This is a genomic window from Catalinimonas locisalis (assembly GCF_038039535.1).
Lineage (GTDB): Bacteria > Bacteroidota > Bacteroidia > Cytophagales > Cyclobacteriaceae > Catalinimonas.
In genome coordinates this window covers 59,023-74,499 of sequence record NZ_JBBPHP010000034.1, presented here as the reverse complement: position 1 = coordinate 74,499, position 15,477 = coordinate 59,023, and the positions used below count along the sequence as shown (strand labels likewise).

The 15,477-nt window shown below is 41.9% G+C and carries 12 protein-coding genes; 10 read left to right on the top strand and 2 right to left on the bottom strand.

Annotated features, from left to right (window positions below; all coding sequences use genetic code 11):
- Positions 1 to 76: 76 nt before the first annotated feature.
- On the bottom strand, positions 77 to 2,008 hold the full coding sequence (locus tag WJR50_RS26325) for a histidine kinase (RefSeq protein ID WP_341296299.1): 1,932 nt from the start codon (positions 2,006 to 2,008) through the stop codon (positions 77 to 79).
- A gap of 557 nt (positions 2,009 to 2,565) precedes the next feature.
- On the opposite strand from WJR50_RS26325, the gene WJR50_RS26320 reads away from it, so the two are divergent.
- The 7 genes from WJR50_RS26320 to WJR50_RS26290 all read left to right on the top strand — a co-directional run bounded on the left by WJR50_RS26320 (position 2,566) and on the right by WJR50_RS26290 (position 8,050).
- Positions 2,566 to 2,946, top strand: a complete 381-nt coding sequence (locus WJR50_RS26320; RefSeq protein WP_341296298.1) for a hypothetical protein — start codon at positions 2,566 to 2,568, stop codon at positions 2,944 to 2,946.
- A 28-nt stretch (positions 2,947 to 2,974) separates the two neighbouring features.
- A complete protein-coding gene (locus tag WJR50_RS26315) occupies positions 2,975 to 3,805 on the top strand; it encodes a helix-turn-helix domain-containing protein (protein WP_341296297.1) in 831 nt (276 codons plus the stop codon).
- A 200-nt stretch (positions 3,806 to 4,005) separates the two neighbouring features.
- On the top strand, positions 4,006 to 4,608 hold the full coding sequence (locus WJR50_RS26310) for a sterol desaturase family protein (RefSeq protein WP_341296296.1): 603 nt from the start codon (positions 4,006 to 4,008) through the stop codon (positions 4,606 to 4,608).
- A gap of 85 nt (positions 4,609 to 4,693) precedes the next feature.
- Positions 4,694 to 5,728, top strand: a complete 1,035-nt coding sequence (locus tag WJR50_RS26305; RefSeq protein ID WP_341296295.1) for a WD40/YVTN/BNR-like repeat-containing protein — start codon at positions 4,694 to 4,696, stop codon at positions 5,726 to 5,728.
- Positions 5,729 to 5,795: 67 nt separating this feature from the next.
- The gene (locus WJR50_RS26300; RefSeq protein ID WP_341296294.1) at positions 5,796 to 6,305 is read left to right on the top strand and encodes a hypothetical protein; all 510 of its coding nucleotides are present in this window, start codon (positions 5,796 to 5,798) and stop codon (positions 6,303 to 6,305) included.
- Positions 6,306 to 6,338: 33 nt separating this feature from the next.
- Positions 6,339 to 6,818: a hypothetical protein gene (locus WJR50_RS26295; protein ID WP_341296293.1), complete on the top strand. Its 480-nt coding sequence runs from the start codon at positions 6,339 to 6,341 to the stop codon at positions 6,816 to 6,818.
- A 323-nt stretch (positions 6,819 to 7,141) separates the two neighbouring features.
- Positions 7,142 to 8,050, top strand: coding sequence for a homocysteine S-methyltransferase family protein (locus WJR50_RS26290; RefSeq protein WP_341296292.1), 909 nt, complete (start codon positions 7,142 to 7,144; stop codon positions 8,048 to 8,050).
- Positions 8,051 to 8,228: 178 nt separating this feature from the next.
- Here the strand turns inward: WJR50_RS26290 and WJR50_RS26285 are convergent, their stop codons facing one another.
- Positions 8,229 to 9,131, bottom strand: coding sequence for a DMT family transporter (locus WJR50_RS26285; protein WP_341296291.1), 903 nt, complete (start codon positions 9,129 to 9,131; stop codon positions 8,229 to 8,231).
- Positions 9,132 to 10,126: 995 nt separating this feature from the next.
- On the opposite strand from WJR50_RS26285, the gene WJR50_RS26280 reads away from it, so the two are divergent.
- The 3 genes from WJR50_RS26280 to WJR50_RS26270 all read left to right on the top strand — a co-directional run bounded on the left by WJR50_RS26280 (position 10,127) and on the right by WJR50_RS26270 (position 15,373).
- Positions 10,127 to 12,925: a substrate-binding domain-containing protein gene (locus WJR50_RS26280; RefSeq protein WP_341296290.1), complete on the top strand. Its 2,799-nt coding sequence runs from the start codon at positions 10,127 to 10,129 to the stop codon at positions 12,923 to 12,925.
- A gap of 221 nt (positions 12,926 to 13,146) precedes the next feature.
- Positions 13,147 to 14,484 carry a sugar porter family MFS transporter gene (locus WJR50_RS26275; RefSeq protein WP_341296289.1) on the top strand — a complete coding sequence of 446 codons (1,338 nt, stop codon included), beginning with the start codon at positions 13,147 to 13,149 and terminating at the stop codon, positions 14,482 to 14,484.
- On the top strand, positions 14,471 to 15,373 hold the full coding sequence (locus WJR50_RS26270; protein WP_341296288.1) for a carbohydrate kinase family protein: 903 nt from the start codon (positions 14,471 to 14,473) through the stop codon (positions 15,371 to 15,373). Before WJR50_RS26275 ends, WJR50_RS26270 begins: the two co-directional genes overlap by 14 nt.
- The last annotated feature ends 104 nt before the right edge of the window (positions 15,374 to 15,477 follow it).

The following is a 15,477-nucleotide window of genomic DNA, read 5'->3' as shown; positions in this document are numbered from 1 at the left end:
TTTGCATAAACTTTTGAGTTTTGGTTGACCCAAAGTTTACGTCCTGACCTGCTCTTTTCAAAATTTAAACATGCTCTTATTGTTCAAGTTGGTGCAAAGACATTCTGATATTAACTTGTGTACCCAATGCCGATCCGTCCGCTGCTACCAGATCTTTGATTTGCACTTCAGCCTTAATATTGCGCTGCCTTTCCAGCAGCCTTAATCTCTCCGAAGTTATTTTCATCCCCATAGACTTTCGCTTAGCGCTTTTGTTTTTTTGAAGCAAAGCAGCTTGTTCTCGTCCGATGCCATTATCTTCAATTGTACAGATAAGCATATCATCCTGCTTTGTGATTTCCAAAATCAAATGTCCGTTTCCTTCTTCTTTGTGAAGCAGACCATGCCAGATGGCGTTCTCCAGGTAAGGCTGTAATAGCATGGGCGGTATCTCAATATACTGAATTTCTACTTCTTTGCTAATTTTTATCTCATAGGTAAATCTGTGTTCAAAACGAAGGGCTTCCATGTCCATATAAAGCCGCATGGCTTCAATCTCTTCTACCAGAGGTACTAATGGGCTTTGTGAGTTCTGAAGTATCATTCTTACCAAACGTGCAAAACGTGACAAGTATTCAGAAGCCTCAGCGGGCTGATGGCTTACCACAAAACGATTGATAGAATTCAGGCAATTGAATAAAAAGTGGGGATTCATTTGCGAACGCAAAGCCTGCATTTCTACCTCAGATAAACGACTGGCAAAAGCTCTTTCCATCGTCTGTTCCTTCTCTTTCACCACATACGCCAATGCGATAGAGAATAAGAGCACCTGACCGAGAATACTGGTTTCAAGAGAATAGTTGGCCAGCAAACTAAGGTAGTAATTGCTAGCCTCTATTGTTTGTGGAAGAAGATAGGGCATGGCAAAATGTAAAGCCAGTACCAGTGCCATGTAGGTATTGGCAGCCACATAGTAGCGAATCACATTAGAGCTGATTTCTTTAATGAGGAGCGCATTCAGGATTACGACCACTACGATCTCCAAGACGATCAGCAGTTGATAAAGTGTGTGCCATATTGTAACCCATCCTATCAATATTCCATCAGGAAAAATGAAGCGGTTCAGCGTATAGATCAATATCCAAGTAGCAAAAAAGACAATCTGAACGTAAAGTAGCCTGGTAAATATCTTCTCTGCCCATACCGCTCTCTGGGTAGAAATCATGACGACTTTGGAGAACTGAAAATAACTGATAAATACCAGCCCTACTCCTACCATAAAAACATAGTCAGTGAAGGCAGGATAGTGCTGGGGTAACAGATAAAGTAAAAAAAAATCACTGTCCAGCATGTGGAGGATTACCGCCAGCAAAAAAAGGCAGTACCAGAGGTAAACCCTGGTTCGGTTGATCAGGAAATTGACCAGATGAAAAATCAGGATAAACCACAAAGCGCCCTGGCAAAAGATAGAAGAAAGCAGATGCTGTATTGATTTTTCTTCTACGAAATCCGGTTGAATGAGGGCTGCATTATATTGGTTATTTTTCCCTTCCAGATTAGGACCGTAAGGGTTTAGAATTTTAGCATAAATTAGGATTTTTTTTCCGGGAAGAATCTCCAGAGGCATGGTATTACTATTGGTGAAGGGCCAGATTACCGACACTGGTCGCTGATGGAGGGGTAGCAAATTTCCCATATGATAATGCGCAATCATTTGCTCTTCCCCGAACACATAGGCTTCGCTAATATCATGTAGACCTAATGACATATGGTAGGATTGCACCACTTCTGTGTTATTTTCAAGCGTAAAATGAATCCATAAAGGAGTACGCAGAAACTGCAACTTCCACCGGTCCAGCCAATTCAAATCTTTTATTTCCTGAAAATCCTTGCTTTGCTGTATGACCTGCTCTATGGTAAAGGAGCTGCTGGTATCTACCCAGTACTGTCCATAACTATCCAGACTGAGCCTTTCCTGCTCAGCACTATTTCTTTCCAGAAGAAAAACCTCCTGAGGCTGGTTTCTCATCAAATTGGCGTTGGAGGGTAGCCAGCATACCACTAAGCAGCAAACGAATATCCAGTGCATGCATTAATATAGGCATTTGGATAAAAAAAATAACAGAAAAAATGTAGATGGTTGAAAACTCAGGATAGTTAGTGGCTCTCAGTGAGTAACAGGCATGTAAGCCAATGAATAAACAACTATAACGCTAAGTTCACCTGAAAATAATCAAAACACGTTAAGCGCTCATCCGGACCTACAAGCTACTCATTAGAGGTTTATTAAGTAATTAGCAAACTTTAAATTAATAACAATTATTTATTGTAAACTGACTCTATATGCTAAGTACCATGGTTTCAGGCTTCACCAGAGATTACTTTCCCTAATTAGATTGACAAACAGTTTTGAAGTTCTGTGTGCCAGGTCATCTAAAAAGGAGAATAGTAGCATATTGGATCATTATGTGAATTTTCAACAAAACTATACCATCAATGGACTTAATAAAAAAATCATTTCCTGGCGGACTGATAATAATTGGCCTATTATCATTGGCTAGCTCTCATGAGAAAACACCTTCAGTTATGAAGAAGGAAAGTAAGGGGAAAATAATGGCGTTCCGAGAACTTACTCTTTTACTAGATACAGATACTTCTGAGCTTGAGCGCTTCGCCCGGGAACAGCTTACACCCACTTTCAAAAAACAGGTTCCTGGTGTTGAGTCATACATTATCAAAGGGCAGCGCGGAGATCATAAAGGTCAGTATGTTCACCTTCTCATATTTGACAGCGAACGGACACGTAACTTTTACTTTCCTTTTGAGCATTCCGGAGAGTCAGAAATCAAGGGAGAGGCTCTTTCATTATGGAGACCAGGGCAAATTATTTTACTTGATAGCTTGCCGAAGTATACCAAGCCATTGCGAGAAGGAAGTGGCTATACGGATTACGTCTTTATAGAATAAACATTCGCAGGTCAATAAACTTTTAACTATGCTACATCCAACTGCCAAGTATCAAGAGTTTCAGCCTTCCCCTGATCTTGCACCATATGTAAAATGCTATGCTCTTTTAGAATATGATCTGCCCGCTGATAAGATTCTTACTGACCATTTTTTACCATTCGGTCGCCCATATTTAAATATTGCGTTTCGGGGCGAGTTTTGGATTGACAGACCACTTTTCAAACGTGACGGTTTTTCATCGCATCACATTGCCGGTCAGATACTACAACCCTTTTACCACTACCATAGCGGTGATTCAGGCATGATCGGTATTTTCTTCCACCCTTCCGGATTCCATCAATTGTTTGGCTTACCCATGAGCGAGTTAACTCAAAATAGCATTGATTTGGAAGATTTTTTGGGAAGTGAAGGAAGAATATTAATTGATCAGATCACTAACTCAGTCTCTTCCTGGCAAAAAGTCAACCTATGTGAGCAGCTATTGCGTAAATTATTCAATAATAATTGGTCTACGATAGATGACGCGGACCGGGCGATACAACTTATCCGGCAAGACCCTACACTACCTATAGATGAAGTCTGTAAGTACTTTAATATTTCATCCCGACATTTGCGGCGCAGATTCAAAGAAAAAGTAGGCATAGGTCCCAAATATTATCTCCGGATCTGCCGTTTTCATCGGGCGCTTCAGCTTAGTCATCAGTATGAGCAGGTAAACTTGCAAGACCTTAGTTATACCTGTGGTTATTACGATCAGTCCCACTTCAGCAGTGACTTCCAACAGTTTACCGGTAAAACTCCATTTGAATACTTAAAGAAAAATCAGCGTCATCTGGAGGTAGGAGGCATCTTGCAATGAGCTTACCTATATGTCCGTTTTTTCCTATTTATTCAGTAACAAGTCTCTTATCATTGATACTGTCTGTTATCATCTAAGTATGACAATCAGCAGAGTTAGCTAGGGTAAACGGCTCAAAAACAAAGTTTAGTTTCTATAGACTCGCTATACAAAATGTAATCAAGGTTTTACCCTAAAAAGATTATTAAAAAGATAATGATATGGATCAGATCAAACTATTCAAAAACCCTATTCTTAACCGTTTGATATTTACCAATTCTAAAGTGGCAGTAAGTGTATACTATACTATTTCTATAGCCATTACTATCTATGGTTTTGTTCAGGTAGATATTACAATATTTTCAGGATTGCTCTTGACCTTAGCAGGTCTCCTGGCATTTACATTAGTAGAATATCTTACGCATCGTTTTCTGTACCACTCTGATGAAGAATATCAGGAAAATAAGAGCTGGCAATATTTGGTGCATGGTATTCATCACGTCTATCCGAAAGAGCACGGCTTACTGGCCTTGCCTATTCCTGTGGCCTTGTTAATTAATGCTGTTTTATTCTTGCTGTTCTCCTTTGTAGTGGGCGAATATATTTATTTTCTGTTCCCAGGCTTTTTGTCCGGGTATGCTACCCAGCTTTATATTCATTATCAGGTACATACCCGTAAGCCACCCAAAAATATTTTTAGATTTTTCTGGAAACACCATATGCTGCACCACTACTCTTCAGAGAAAGAGGCTTTTGGTGTAATTACTCCACTGTGGGATATTGTTTTCGGCACAATGCCTGAAAAATCCGCTTCGGAGAAATAACCCACATTTAATGGCATGACCAACAAGTTATTCATCAGAAAACGGGCAGAAAAATTTCTATCAGAAAAAAAAAGACATTCGTACTATGCACACCCATGATGGAATATTTAAAATCAGACATTTACTCCTGTGCCTTAGTTTATTGTTTACTTCCTGCGAATTTGAGGAAATCAATTTGGAGAAGTTTGATTTACTGAGAAAGCTGGTGGATGATGAGTGGATTGTTCAGGCAACTGGTACTGATTATCCCATACGTGATATGTTTTTTCTGGATAGCCAGCGGGGCTGGGTGCTCGCCTACGAAACCCTAATACATACAAAAAATGGAGGTGACAGCTGGGAAAGGCTTCCGCTTCCAGTGTTTGTTCCCGGAGGAAACATTTATTTTTCTGATGCCTCCAACGGCTGGATAAGCGCAATTGACCAAGGTTTACTCAAAACTGTTGATGGTGGAAGTACCTGGTCAAGTATTTCGCTAAATACCTTTATTGATCGCCTATACCCGCTGGATGCCCAAAGAGCATGGATTGCTACTATTGACAAGACCATTTTAAAAACCGAGGATGGTTGGGAAACTTGGAAAGAATATGAATTTGATGTAGCATCAACCAGTTTTTTGCAATTTGTCAATCCCGAAACCGGATGGGCGCTAGGTTTTGACTCAAATGGTAGCTTTATACGCAAAACAATGGATGGTGGGCAAACTTGGGTAAATCAGAATTTTAATCAGCAAGGAACTTTAACCGAAATTCAATTCCAAGGCGGTTTCTTCTTTGACGAAAATACCGGATGGCTTATTGGCTATGTGATTGGTCGTGAATACGCGAATTACATACTCAAAACAGCAGACGGGGGGCAGACCTGGAGCACTCAGTTGTTAGGGATAAACTCATACCCACCACTCGCACAGGATATATATTTTCTGGACAGCCAAACAGGCTATATCATTGGAAATGAGGATGAACAGGGAGTAATTTTCAGCACAAGCGATGGAGGTGAAAACTGGAGTAAAGAGGAAATTTTTACGGATAAAGAGCTTTGCTGCCTGTTTGTTTCCGATGAAGAGGAAATATGGGTTGCCGGAGATGAAGGCCTTATACTATACAAATCTGGAAAGTAATAGTAGTCCAAATCAGCCCTAGTATCCAAGAAATGAAATAATTATGTACAATTAAAATGCATAAATTTTGAAAACGCTATCTTCTGTTACCTTAGCAATAATATTATTCATTTTCCTCATTGGCTCTTCTAATCCTGTTTCTGCCCAGGGAGATAGAGCCAAAATACAATCAGATTTTAGACCTACCAGCTTCTTTCTTGAGGTAAGAGGTAATGCTATTTCGTACTCACTCAATATTGATCATCGGATATCCAGGCAAGCTTCCGTTAGGGTGGGCATATCTGTAGTTCCAAGTATATTTAGTACTGCTATAGTAGCACCCATCATGTTTAACTATTTGGCAGGCGGTGATACGCACTTTCTGGAACTAGGAATAGGTGCGGTGGTAGGGGGTACAGTTTCATCTACCGAGACCGGGAGTGGTGCTTTTATTCCTACCATGACCATCGGATATCGCAGGCAACCACCCGATGGTGGCTTTCTAATCAGAGCAGGCTTTACTCCACTAATTGCTCCCTCAGAAATCAACTTTTTATATCCCTGGGGTGGCGTCAGTGTAGGTTATACTTTTAAATAGATTCATTCTGCGACAGAGAAAAATGTAAACGTGATGAAAAATTCTACAAGATACACGCTAATTACTATATGTTTTTTCGTACAAATATTCGAGCCCGCTTTTGCCCAGGAAAGCTCTTCCCAACAGCAAACTGCTCCTAACCGACATCGTATTTTTCTGGAATTCGCCGGCAACGGAGGCTTCTATTCAATCAACTATGCTTATAACATCACCGAACGTTTCTCGGCCAGAGTAGGTGCTGAGTTGTTTCCTCCGGCATGGACTGAGGAAAGCCAAACCGTAGCCGGTTTTCCTATACTTTTAAATTACCAGATCTATCACATAGGAAACCATCATCTGCTCCTGGGATTAGGCACCTTGCTGAATACAAATGGAATAAACACCATTACTGCAATGATAGCTTACGAACTTCAAATCGCCAATACAAACATGTTACGAATAGGATTTACACCTCATTACATAGAGGGTGATTTAGAACCATGGATGGGCTTGGGCGTCGGATTCATTTTCTAGACTTATATCTTGTCAGACTTCCTAATCATTATAATACATTTTAAGTTTAACAAGCCACTATTTTCTTCAAGTCTGGAAACCTTATCTTAGTACTCCAATTTTACTGCATGATTTTTTCATTTGTAGTGGTATGGCGGTTGAAAAGCTATGCCTTGAAGCATAGCGAGTGCGCAACGATTGAGCAACCTTATAAGCAATCAGTTTTTTTGCTAGTATGTAGGGCTTGTGTTTACATAATGAACACATACTACATGACAGGGTTGTATAATTAGATAGCACTTCTATCCAGAAAGCAATAAGTTGTGCCTGTAAATAATTATTCTATGAGAGAAATTGTACTTTTAGACGGCGGATTGGGTCAGGAAATTTTTAAGAAGGCAGGACAACCTGCACACCCCTTATGGTCGGCCAGGGTGATGATGGACAATCCGGAGATCGTGAAAAAGGTTCACCAGGATTTCATCACAGCAGGATCCCAAGTAATCACTGTCAACAGTTACACCTGCACTCCCACTCGTTTGCAACGTGATGGCGAAATCCAATGGTTTGAGAAATTGCAAAAGTTAGCATTACGAATGGCCTGGGAAGCCAGAGATGAACTCGGGGATTTGGCAGAAGATGTACAAATCGCGGGATGTTTACCGCCCTTGATTGGTAGTTACACCACTGATGAACGTTCTTTTCAACAGCTTAAGGATGAGTACCGCCAAATATCAGCTATTCAGTCCCCAGAAGTTAATTTGTTTATCGTAGAAACTATTTCAAATACCAAAGAAGCAAAGGCAGCTACAGAAGCAGTGCTGGAAAGCGGTAAACCTGTGCTTTTGAGCTTTACTTTGTCAGATAAAAATCCTGATACTCTGCGTTCAGGTGAAACGATTCAAGAAGCACTTGAGGCAATATCCGATTATCCGTTAGGAGGAATATTGTTTAATTGTTCATTTCCAGAAACAATAGCTGAGGGTATAAAAGCAGTTCAACATCTTGAAATCCCTTACGGAGGATATGCCAACGGTTTTACTTCCGTTGAAGCGCTAAAACCGGGAGGCACTGTAAATGTGCTGAGCACGAGAGAGGATCTGGATGAAAAAAAATATGCTCAATATGTAATGGATTGGATAAAGAAGGGAGCATCTATCGTAGGTGGATGCTGTGAAGTAGGCCCAACTTATATTCAGTTCCTTAAAGATGAATTGCTGAAGGAAGGTTATCAAATCGTGTCTCTCAAATAACTGTCCACTGCTAAAAGAGCTTTTTTATGATTTATTCACGTTGGCTCAAAAAAGGGCGAAATACTTCCTTTGAAACCATACTTTAGCATTTTTAAGGCCTGTAAGCCTGATTCTTAAAGCTTTTTTCTACATAACAGTGAATGCTTGATTCCGAGCTAGTTTGAGTCTTGGTAGCAAGTCAGGCCCCCTCATTATTTGAATATACACTTAGTGCTGTCACGGTAATTAAAATCAGCCCCATGCCAACAATTTGTAAAACCGCCAGCCTTTCATCTAAGACCAATACGCCAAATAGTGATGCAGTAACCGGCTCAACCATCGCCACAATAGAGGCAACAGTGGGTGCAGTATTATTGAGGCCACCGATATAAAAAATGAACGACAATCCTGCTCCAAGCACCCCTAGAGCGGCAAACAAGAGCCAGTCTGGAGAGCTCAGGACTTCAATTGCCTGGCTGACATCGCTCGGCCAGATGAGGGTTATAACGAGTACAGTGAATGCTACAGCCAAAGTCGCCTGCGGGCTGCCGTATTTTGCCGCATACTTAAAGCCAAAAATAAATACCGCATAGGAAAGTCCTGCAAGCAGACCAGAGCCTACGCCAAGTGGCGTAATACTGCTCTCGCTAACATTATAAATACGTGTAAGCAATACAATACCAATAATCACTATCCCGATCCCACCCCATTTAAGCGGAGTAGAAGTTTCAAGCCTAAGTACAAATGACACCAGATAGACAAACACTGGAGCACAGTACATTAATGTCGCTGCTACCGCAACGCTTCCCTCCCCAATGCTTATAAAGTAAAATGCAAAGTTGCCAGCTACTCCAAGCCCGGCAAAGGCCGCCCAGAACCATAATCTGCGATTTGTCAATCCGTTTCCCCGTGGACTCAATAATAGCCAGATGAGAACAAACAGCAGTCCTATAGCGCCTCTGTATAGCGATACCACAAATGCATTCCAGCCGTTAGACAAGAGGATACCACCGATTCCACCTGATATTCCCCAGCATAGTGCTGCCAACGCCACCAATGCTGCACCTGTACTTGTACCTGAAGTTTGATTGTCTTTTTGCATGAGGAGTTTACTCCGATGATGGAAGAGAGTTACGCGTTATGATGCACAAGGTCTGTAACACAGGTACAATTGCACAATTTGCTGGTTGACAATAGTCTTCTTTAAGTTGATAAACCTAAAAAACCTATTTCCAATAAGAAGAGTCATTTTTGCGATTTCTAAACTCTACTTGTCGTTATTTATAAAGCTGAGTTACCAGGGAATTTCTGCTCATCGGAATTTTTTTAGTGAATTCTTATTGGGGAATTGATGGGGATTTTCTACAGCAATGGGGAATTATTTCTTTGAAATTGAGGAGAAATGCTCGTTTCTGGCCTTTTTACCAATGGGCATGGTATTAGTAATAGTTTAGGTATAATTGTGATTCCAGATTTTTTGAACTAGAGCACATAAATTTTTTAAACTATAATCACCGCCTCGGCGGACGCTGGAAAAGCAATTGGGCTGTTTACTTGATGGAAATGAATTAAGGCCTGGCATTTTGCCAGGCTTTTTTCATGTGCTTATAACTCTTCATTCGGGATGAATGTTTGTTCTTATCAAGACACCTAGGCGCTTATATACTTATATACTTATATACTCATGAACTATTGAGGAGCTAAAAGCTCATGTTTTATCTTGAATGAAATTGAAGAAACACTGAGCTTGAGATAAAAGGGCTTGATGTATGCTCTTAGAAATTAGGTAATCATGACAAAAAAGTAAATTCATTCCTGTCTAGTCCCTCTTTACTATACATCTACTTATGTTTAGTATGAATTAGTAGCAATGCTTCACGTCATTTTGCTAGTGAGCATAAATAATTACTCAATGATAAAAATTGATATTTATGATGTTTATAGTAACCTTTTTAAAGCTCATTTCTATTCTATCCGATTTATGAACAAGCCTTCATAGGATAATTACAAAACTTTAAATATTTGTAATAATTTCAGGCTTCTATTTATCAGATAAATAATATATCTTATTTTCATTGATTTCCTCTAGCAGCACAAATGAGCATTCGGCATTATATACAACTTGTTAGTAATTACCTGGTTAAAATAGCTGGGCCGACCCTGTGTTTACCTCTACTTTTTTTCTCCTGCCAGTTAAGTTCGGAAGACAATATTGTGATTGGTTTCTCCCAGTGTGTCGATGATGATGACTGGCGACAGACCATGTACTTTGAGATGCAGAAAGAGCTGGCTTTTCATGAGCACGTCACCCTTATTTATAAGAATGCGGATGCCAGCAATGAGCAGCAGATTGGAGATATTAAAGCTCTCCGAGATCAGGGTATAGACATCCTGATTGTCTCACCTAATGAAGCTCGGCCCATTACCCCAATTGTAGAGGAAGTGTATCATTCAGGTATTCCAGTCATTGTAGTGGACCGCAAGATCGCTTCCGATAACTATACCGCTTATGTAGGAGCAGATAATTATGAGATCGGGAGTATTGCCGGTGCCTATGCTGCTAACCTGCTCCCGGAAGGGGGAAAGATTCTGGAAATCACTGGATTACCTGGTTCTACCCCTGCACAAGGTCGCCACCAGGGCTTTGTAGATGCGCTGAAAAACCACCCCGATTTGGTGCTCATGGATTCTATCAATGGGCAATGGGAAGAAGAGGTTGCCCGAAAGGAAATCCGAAATCAGCTAGACAAGGTGCAGCAGGCTGATCTTATCTTTGCTTTCAACGATATGATGGCCAGAGCTACTCATCAGGTACTGGATGCTGCACAGACCGAAAATATGCCTATTCTACTGGGGATTGATGGCCTTTTTGGTCCTCGCCTGGGTATTGATATGGTTAATAATGGGATACTGGATGCGACCTTCCTTTACCCTACCGGTGGTGATAAGGCAATAGAGCTGGCTGTCAATATCCTGGAGGGCAAGCCTTATGAGAAAGAAAATATTCTCCAAACCACAGTGATAGATCAGTCCAATGTCAAGATTATCAAATCACAGGCTGAAAAAATCTATGAGCAACAACAGGATATTGTCAATCAACAGAACGCCATACAGGAACAGTTGGCAGTGTATCAGAACCAGCGCACTTTGCTTTATGTCGTTATTAGTAGCCTGGTAGCAGCTATTGTGCTGGGGGCCTACGCACTTTATGCACTGAAAGAAAAGCTGGAAACCAATCGTCAGTTGAAAAGCAAGAACGAAGAGATCCTGAAGCAGCGTAACCAGATTATGCAACTTGCGCAGGAAACAGAAGAGGCCAATCAGGCGAAATTCCGCTTCTTTACGGATATCTCTCACGAATTTCGCACCCCCATTACCCTGATTCTCACCTCCATTGAAGATATCCTGGAAAGTGAGTCTCTCAGTAAAGAATCCTTCCATAAAGATATTCAACTGATAAAAAAGAACGCTGCCCGCCTGCTGAGATTGGTCAGTCAGCTACTGGATTTCCGCCGGATAGAGCATGGTAAAATGGCCCTTAAAGCCTCTCGTGGTGATCTGGTATCCTTTATCCAGGAAATTTTCTCTGCCTTTGAAACTACTGCCAGCAAAAGGAATATTGATTATCAACTGGTTACGATTGAGCCCCAGCTTGAGCTTTGGTTTGATGACTCCATGCTGGATAAAGTTTTCTTCAACCTCCTATCCAATGCTTTTAAGTACACGGCTGACGGAGGCAAGATACTGGTGATGATAGAGCAGGACACCGATAAGAAGCAAGCCAGAATACTGATCAAAGATAATGGCAGAGGCATGTCAAGGGAGCACATCGCCCACGCTTTTGAGAGGTTTTACCGGGGAGAACAAAACAATAGTATGGGCACCGGTTTAGGGCTTTCGCTTTCACGTGAACTGATACAGATGCATCATGGCTCTATCAAAATTGACAGTGAAAAGGACAAGGGCACCTGCTTTGAAATTAAGCTTCCTTTAGGCAGGGAACATCTGAAAAAAGAGGAATATACAGAGACTGAGCCTGCTTATAAGCATATTCCTTTGAGAAGTATTTACGAAGATGAAGCAAATGAAAAGGTAGAGCCACTTAGAGCCATTACCTCCTCTCCTGAAACCAGCATCCTGGTGATTGAGGACAATGCTGACCTTAACAAATTTCTGATATCTAAACTAAAGCCCCACTACCAGGTGCTAAGTGCCAGCGATGGTGACCAGGGGCTGGCATTAGCTTTTGAGGAAGTACCCGACCTGATCATTAGTGACATTATGATGCCGGGGACCGATGGTATTACCTTTGCTAAAACCATCAAAACTGATTTCAGAACTTCGCATATTCCTGTCATTTTGCTCACCGCCCGAGATACAACCGATCAGCAGGTGGAAGGCCTGCAAACCGGAGCAGATGCCTATATCGTCAAGCCTTTTCATACCAAATATTTGATGGCCCGTATCATCCAACTGCTACAAAGCCGTGAAATACTGCGTCAGCATTATCTGGGCAAATCTTCCACTGAGCCGATAGAAATACCCGAAGGTGTCAATAAGCTGGATAAAGTCTTTCTTGATAAATTTAAGTCTATCGTAGATCAAAAGCTTGGCGACCCTGAGCTGAGTGTCAATGAGATTGCCAGAGAGACAGGACTATCACGCGTACAACTCTATCGCAAAGTAAAAGCTTTGTTGGGAATGAGCGTAAATGATTATATCAAACAGTTGCGCCTGACTAAGGCCAAAGAATTACTTATGCTACAGGAACTTAGCATTGCCGAAATTGCCTACGAAGTTGGCTTTTCTTCCCCTGCATATTTCTCTACCGTCTTTAAAAATGAATACCAGCTCTCTCCTTCCGAATACATCCGCAGCATTACTTCTACTACCTGATGTAACCATTTTAGAAGTTGATGTAACAAATTTGAAAGCCAGCCTTAGCCCTAAGGCTTATTTTTTAATAATTTGTTACTAATAACCTTTATTAAAACGCTGATTATATCATTTTAACAAATATTATCTCTCTATGTATCAAATTTGAAATGGATTGATACGGAATTGAACTTCCCTGGCTAAGGGTGTGCCTACATTTGAGTAAACACAACAACCTACTCATGATAAAAAACGGTCACATCCTTTTCTGGTCAATCACAGTGGCGTTAGGCGGATTTCTCTTTGGTTTTGACACAGCCGTGATCTCCGGAGCCGAACAAACCATACAGACAGTCTGGCAACTTAGTAGTGTACAGCATGGCCTTACTGTTTCTATTGCCCTTATAGGTACAGTAATCGGAGCCCTGTTTGGCGGCATCCCTTCGGATGCATGGGGAAGAAAGAAAACCTTATTCTGGATAGCCGTACTTTATCTGATCTCTGCTTTAGGCTCAGCATTGGTTACCGACTGGTATCTTTTTCTTTTCTTCAGATTCATTGGTGGTTTAGGCGTGGGCGCTTCATCCGTGGCTGCTCCCATGTATATTTCGGAAATTTCACCGCCCAAGTCCAGGGGCAGATTGGTCGCTCTTTTCCAGTTCAATGTAGTATTCGGTATCCTGATCGCCTACTTTTCCAATTACCTTATTGGCACCATCTGGGATCTGTCCTGGCGCTGGATGCTGGGCGTAGAAGCCTTTCCTGCATTGGTCTTTCTAATCCTGGTACTATTCGTGCCCGAGAGTCCCCGCTGGCTGATTACCAAAAAAGGTAATCTGGCCGATGCGCTGAAAACCCTTAAGATCAGCAATCCCGAGGGTGCAGTCGCGGAGATGAAATCTATCCAAAATTCAGCCGAGATAGACAGGGCAGCTACCCAAACACCTTTCTTTTCCAGAAAATACAGTTTCCCCATTACGCTGGCCATACTCTTTGCCATGTTCAACCAGCTATCAGGCATCAACGCCATCATCTACTACGCTCCGCGTATTTTTGTGATGACCGGTTTGGGTACGGAAGCCTCTTTGCTCTCTACCGCCGGGATTGGTATCACCAATTTTGCTGCCACACTGCTGGCCATGAACTTCATAGACCGGGTGGGCAGACGTAAGCTCATGCTCATTGGCTCAGTCGGGCTCATCATCACCTTGGGGCTGGTCTCCTATTCTTTTTTTACTGAGTCTTTTGGAGGCATGTGGGTACCTATCTATCTATTCTTGTACATCGCTTTTTTTGCCTTTTCGCAGGGCGCAGTGATCTGGGTATTTATTTCGGAGATCTTCCCAAATCGGGTGAGGGCTTACGGCCAATGCCTGGGCAGCTTTACCCACTGGCTGATGGCCGCTGTGATCGCCTTTGTATTTCCGATTATCACCGAGGCATTGGGAGGAGGAACCACCTTCCTGCTGTTTAGCGGCATGATGGTGTTGCAACTCATTTTTGTGATCAGAATGATGCCTGAAACCAATGGAAAATCTTTAGAAGAAATGGAAACCAGCCTGAATTATGAAAAAGTATAGTCACAAAAAATCTGTGCTCTGCTATGGGGAGATGCTCTATGATATCTTCCCAGATGGCAGACTGCCCGGTGGCGCGCCAATGAACGTAGCCCTCCACCTGTATCAGCATCAGATCCCTACCCATTTTGTCTCCCGGGTAGGCGAAGATGAAGAAGGAGCATCACTGCTCAATTACCTCAACGAAAGAGGTCTGTCTATCCAATGGATACAGAAAGACGAGAAGCACCCCAGCGGAAAAGTGTATGCCGATGTGAGCAAATCGGAAGATGTGAGTTATGAAATCGTCTACCCCTCTGCATGGGATTTTATAGAAACTACCGATGCACTTAGAGACGCAGCCAAATCCTCGGAAATATTTCTGTACGGCAGTCTGGCTGCCCGGGGCGAGACCTCAAGGGCGACTCTGCTGGAACTGCTCTCGTTGGCCAAAACCAAAGTATTTGATGTGAATCTGCGGAAGCCTTTTTATGATGCTGAACTGATCCGGCAGCTTCTGGAACAGGCTGACTTTGTAAAGCTCAATGAAGAAGAGTTGTCACTTCTTGCGCAGTGGTATCTGGACAAAAAAGCCTCGGAAGTACACGAAGATGATATTTTTCATCTGGCAGAAAAATTTAGTCTGGATACTGTCTGTGTAACCCAGGGTAGTAAGGGAGCCAGCTTACTAAGCGATGGCATACTTCATTTCCAGAAAGGCTATCAGGTTACGGTAGCCGATACGGTAGGCAGCGGCGATGCTTTTCTGGGTGCATTTCTCAGCCAGATGCTGCACAACAAAAGTCCGAAGGAATGTCTGCAATACGGTTGTGCCGTTGGTGCTTATGTGGCTGCTCAAAAAGGCGCAACACCCAAGGTGAATACTCAGATTATTAAAAATTACTTCAAATAATACGCCTGACCTATTATGAAAACAAGCTTCACGACGGATGAAATACCATACAAAGATGGTTGGTCATCATCAACCTTAATTCTCATCAACAACTTTAAACTACT

Coding starts and splice junctions, on each gene's coding strand:
- WJR50_RS26315 (WP_341296297.1), top strand. CDS start 2,975: ATGCTACATCCAACTGCCAAGTATCAAGAGTTTCAGCCTTCCCCTGAT.
- WJR50_RS26270 (WP_341296288.1), top strand. CDS start 14,471: ATGAAAAAGTATAGTCACAAAAAATCTGTGCTCTGCTATGGGGAGATG.
- WJR50_RS26280 (WP_341296290.1), top strand. CDS start 10,127: ATGAGCATTCGGCATTATATACAACTTGTTAGTAATTACCTGGTTAAA.
- WJR50_RS26325 (WP_341296299.1), bottom strand. CDS start 2,008: ATGAGAAACCAGCCTCAGGAGGTTTTTCTTCTGGAAAGAAATAGTGCT.
- WJR50_RS26310 (WP_341296296.1), top strand. CDS start 4,006: ATGGATCAGATCAAACTATTCAAAAACCCTATTCTTAACCGTTTGATA.
- WJR50_RS26305 (WP_341296295.1), top strand. CDS start 4,694: ATGCACACCCATGATGGAATATTTAAAATCAGACATTTACTCCTGTGC.
- WJR50_RS26285 (WP_341296291.1), bottom strand. CDS start 9,131: ATGCAAAAAGACAATCAAACTTCAGGTACAAGTACAGGTGCAGCATTG.
- WJR50_RS26275 (WP_341296289.1), top strand. CDS start 13,147: ATGATAAAAAACGGTCACATCCTTTTCTGGTCAATCACAGTGGCGTTA.
- WJR50_RS26320 (WP_341296298.1), top strand. CDS start 2,566: ATGAAGAAGGAAAGTAAGGGGAAAATAATGGCGTTCCGAGAACTTACT.
- WJR50_RS26290 (WP_341296292.1), top strand. CDS start 7,142: ATGAGAGAAATTGTACTTTTAGACGGCGGATTGGGTCAGGAAATTTTT.
- WJR50_RS26295 (WP_341296293.1), top strand. CDS start 6,339: ATGAAAAATTCTACAAGATACACGCTAATTACTATATGTTTTTTCGTA.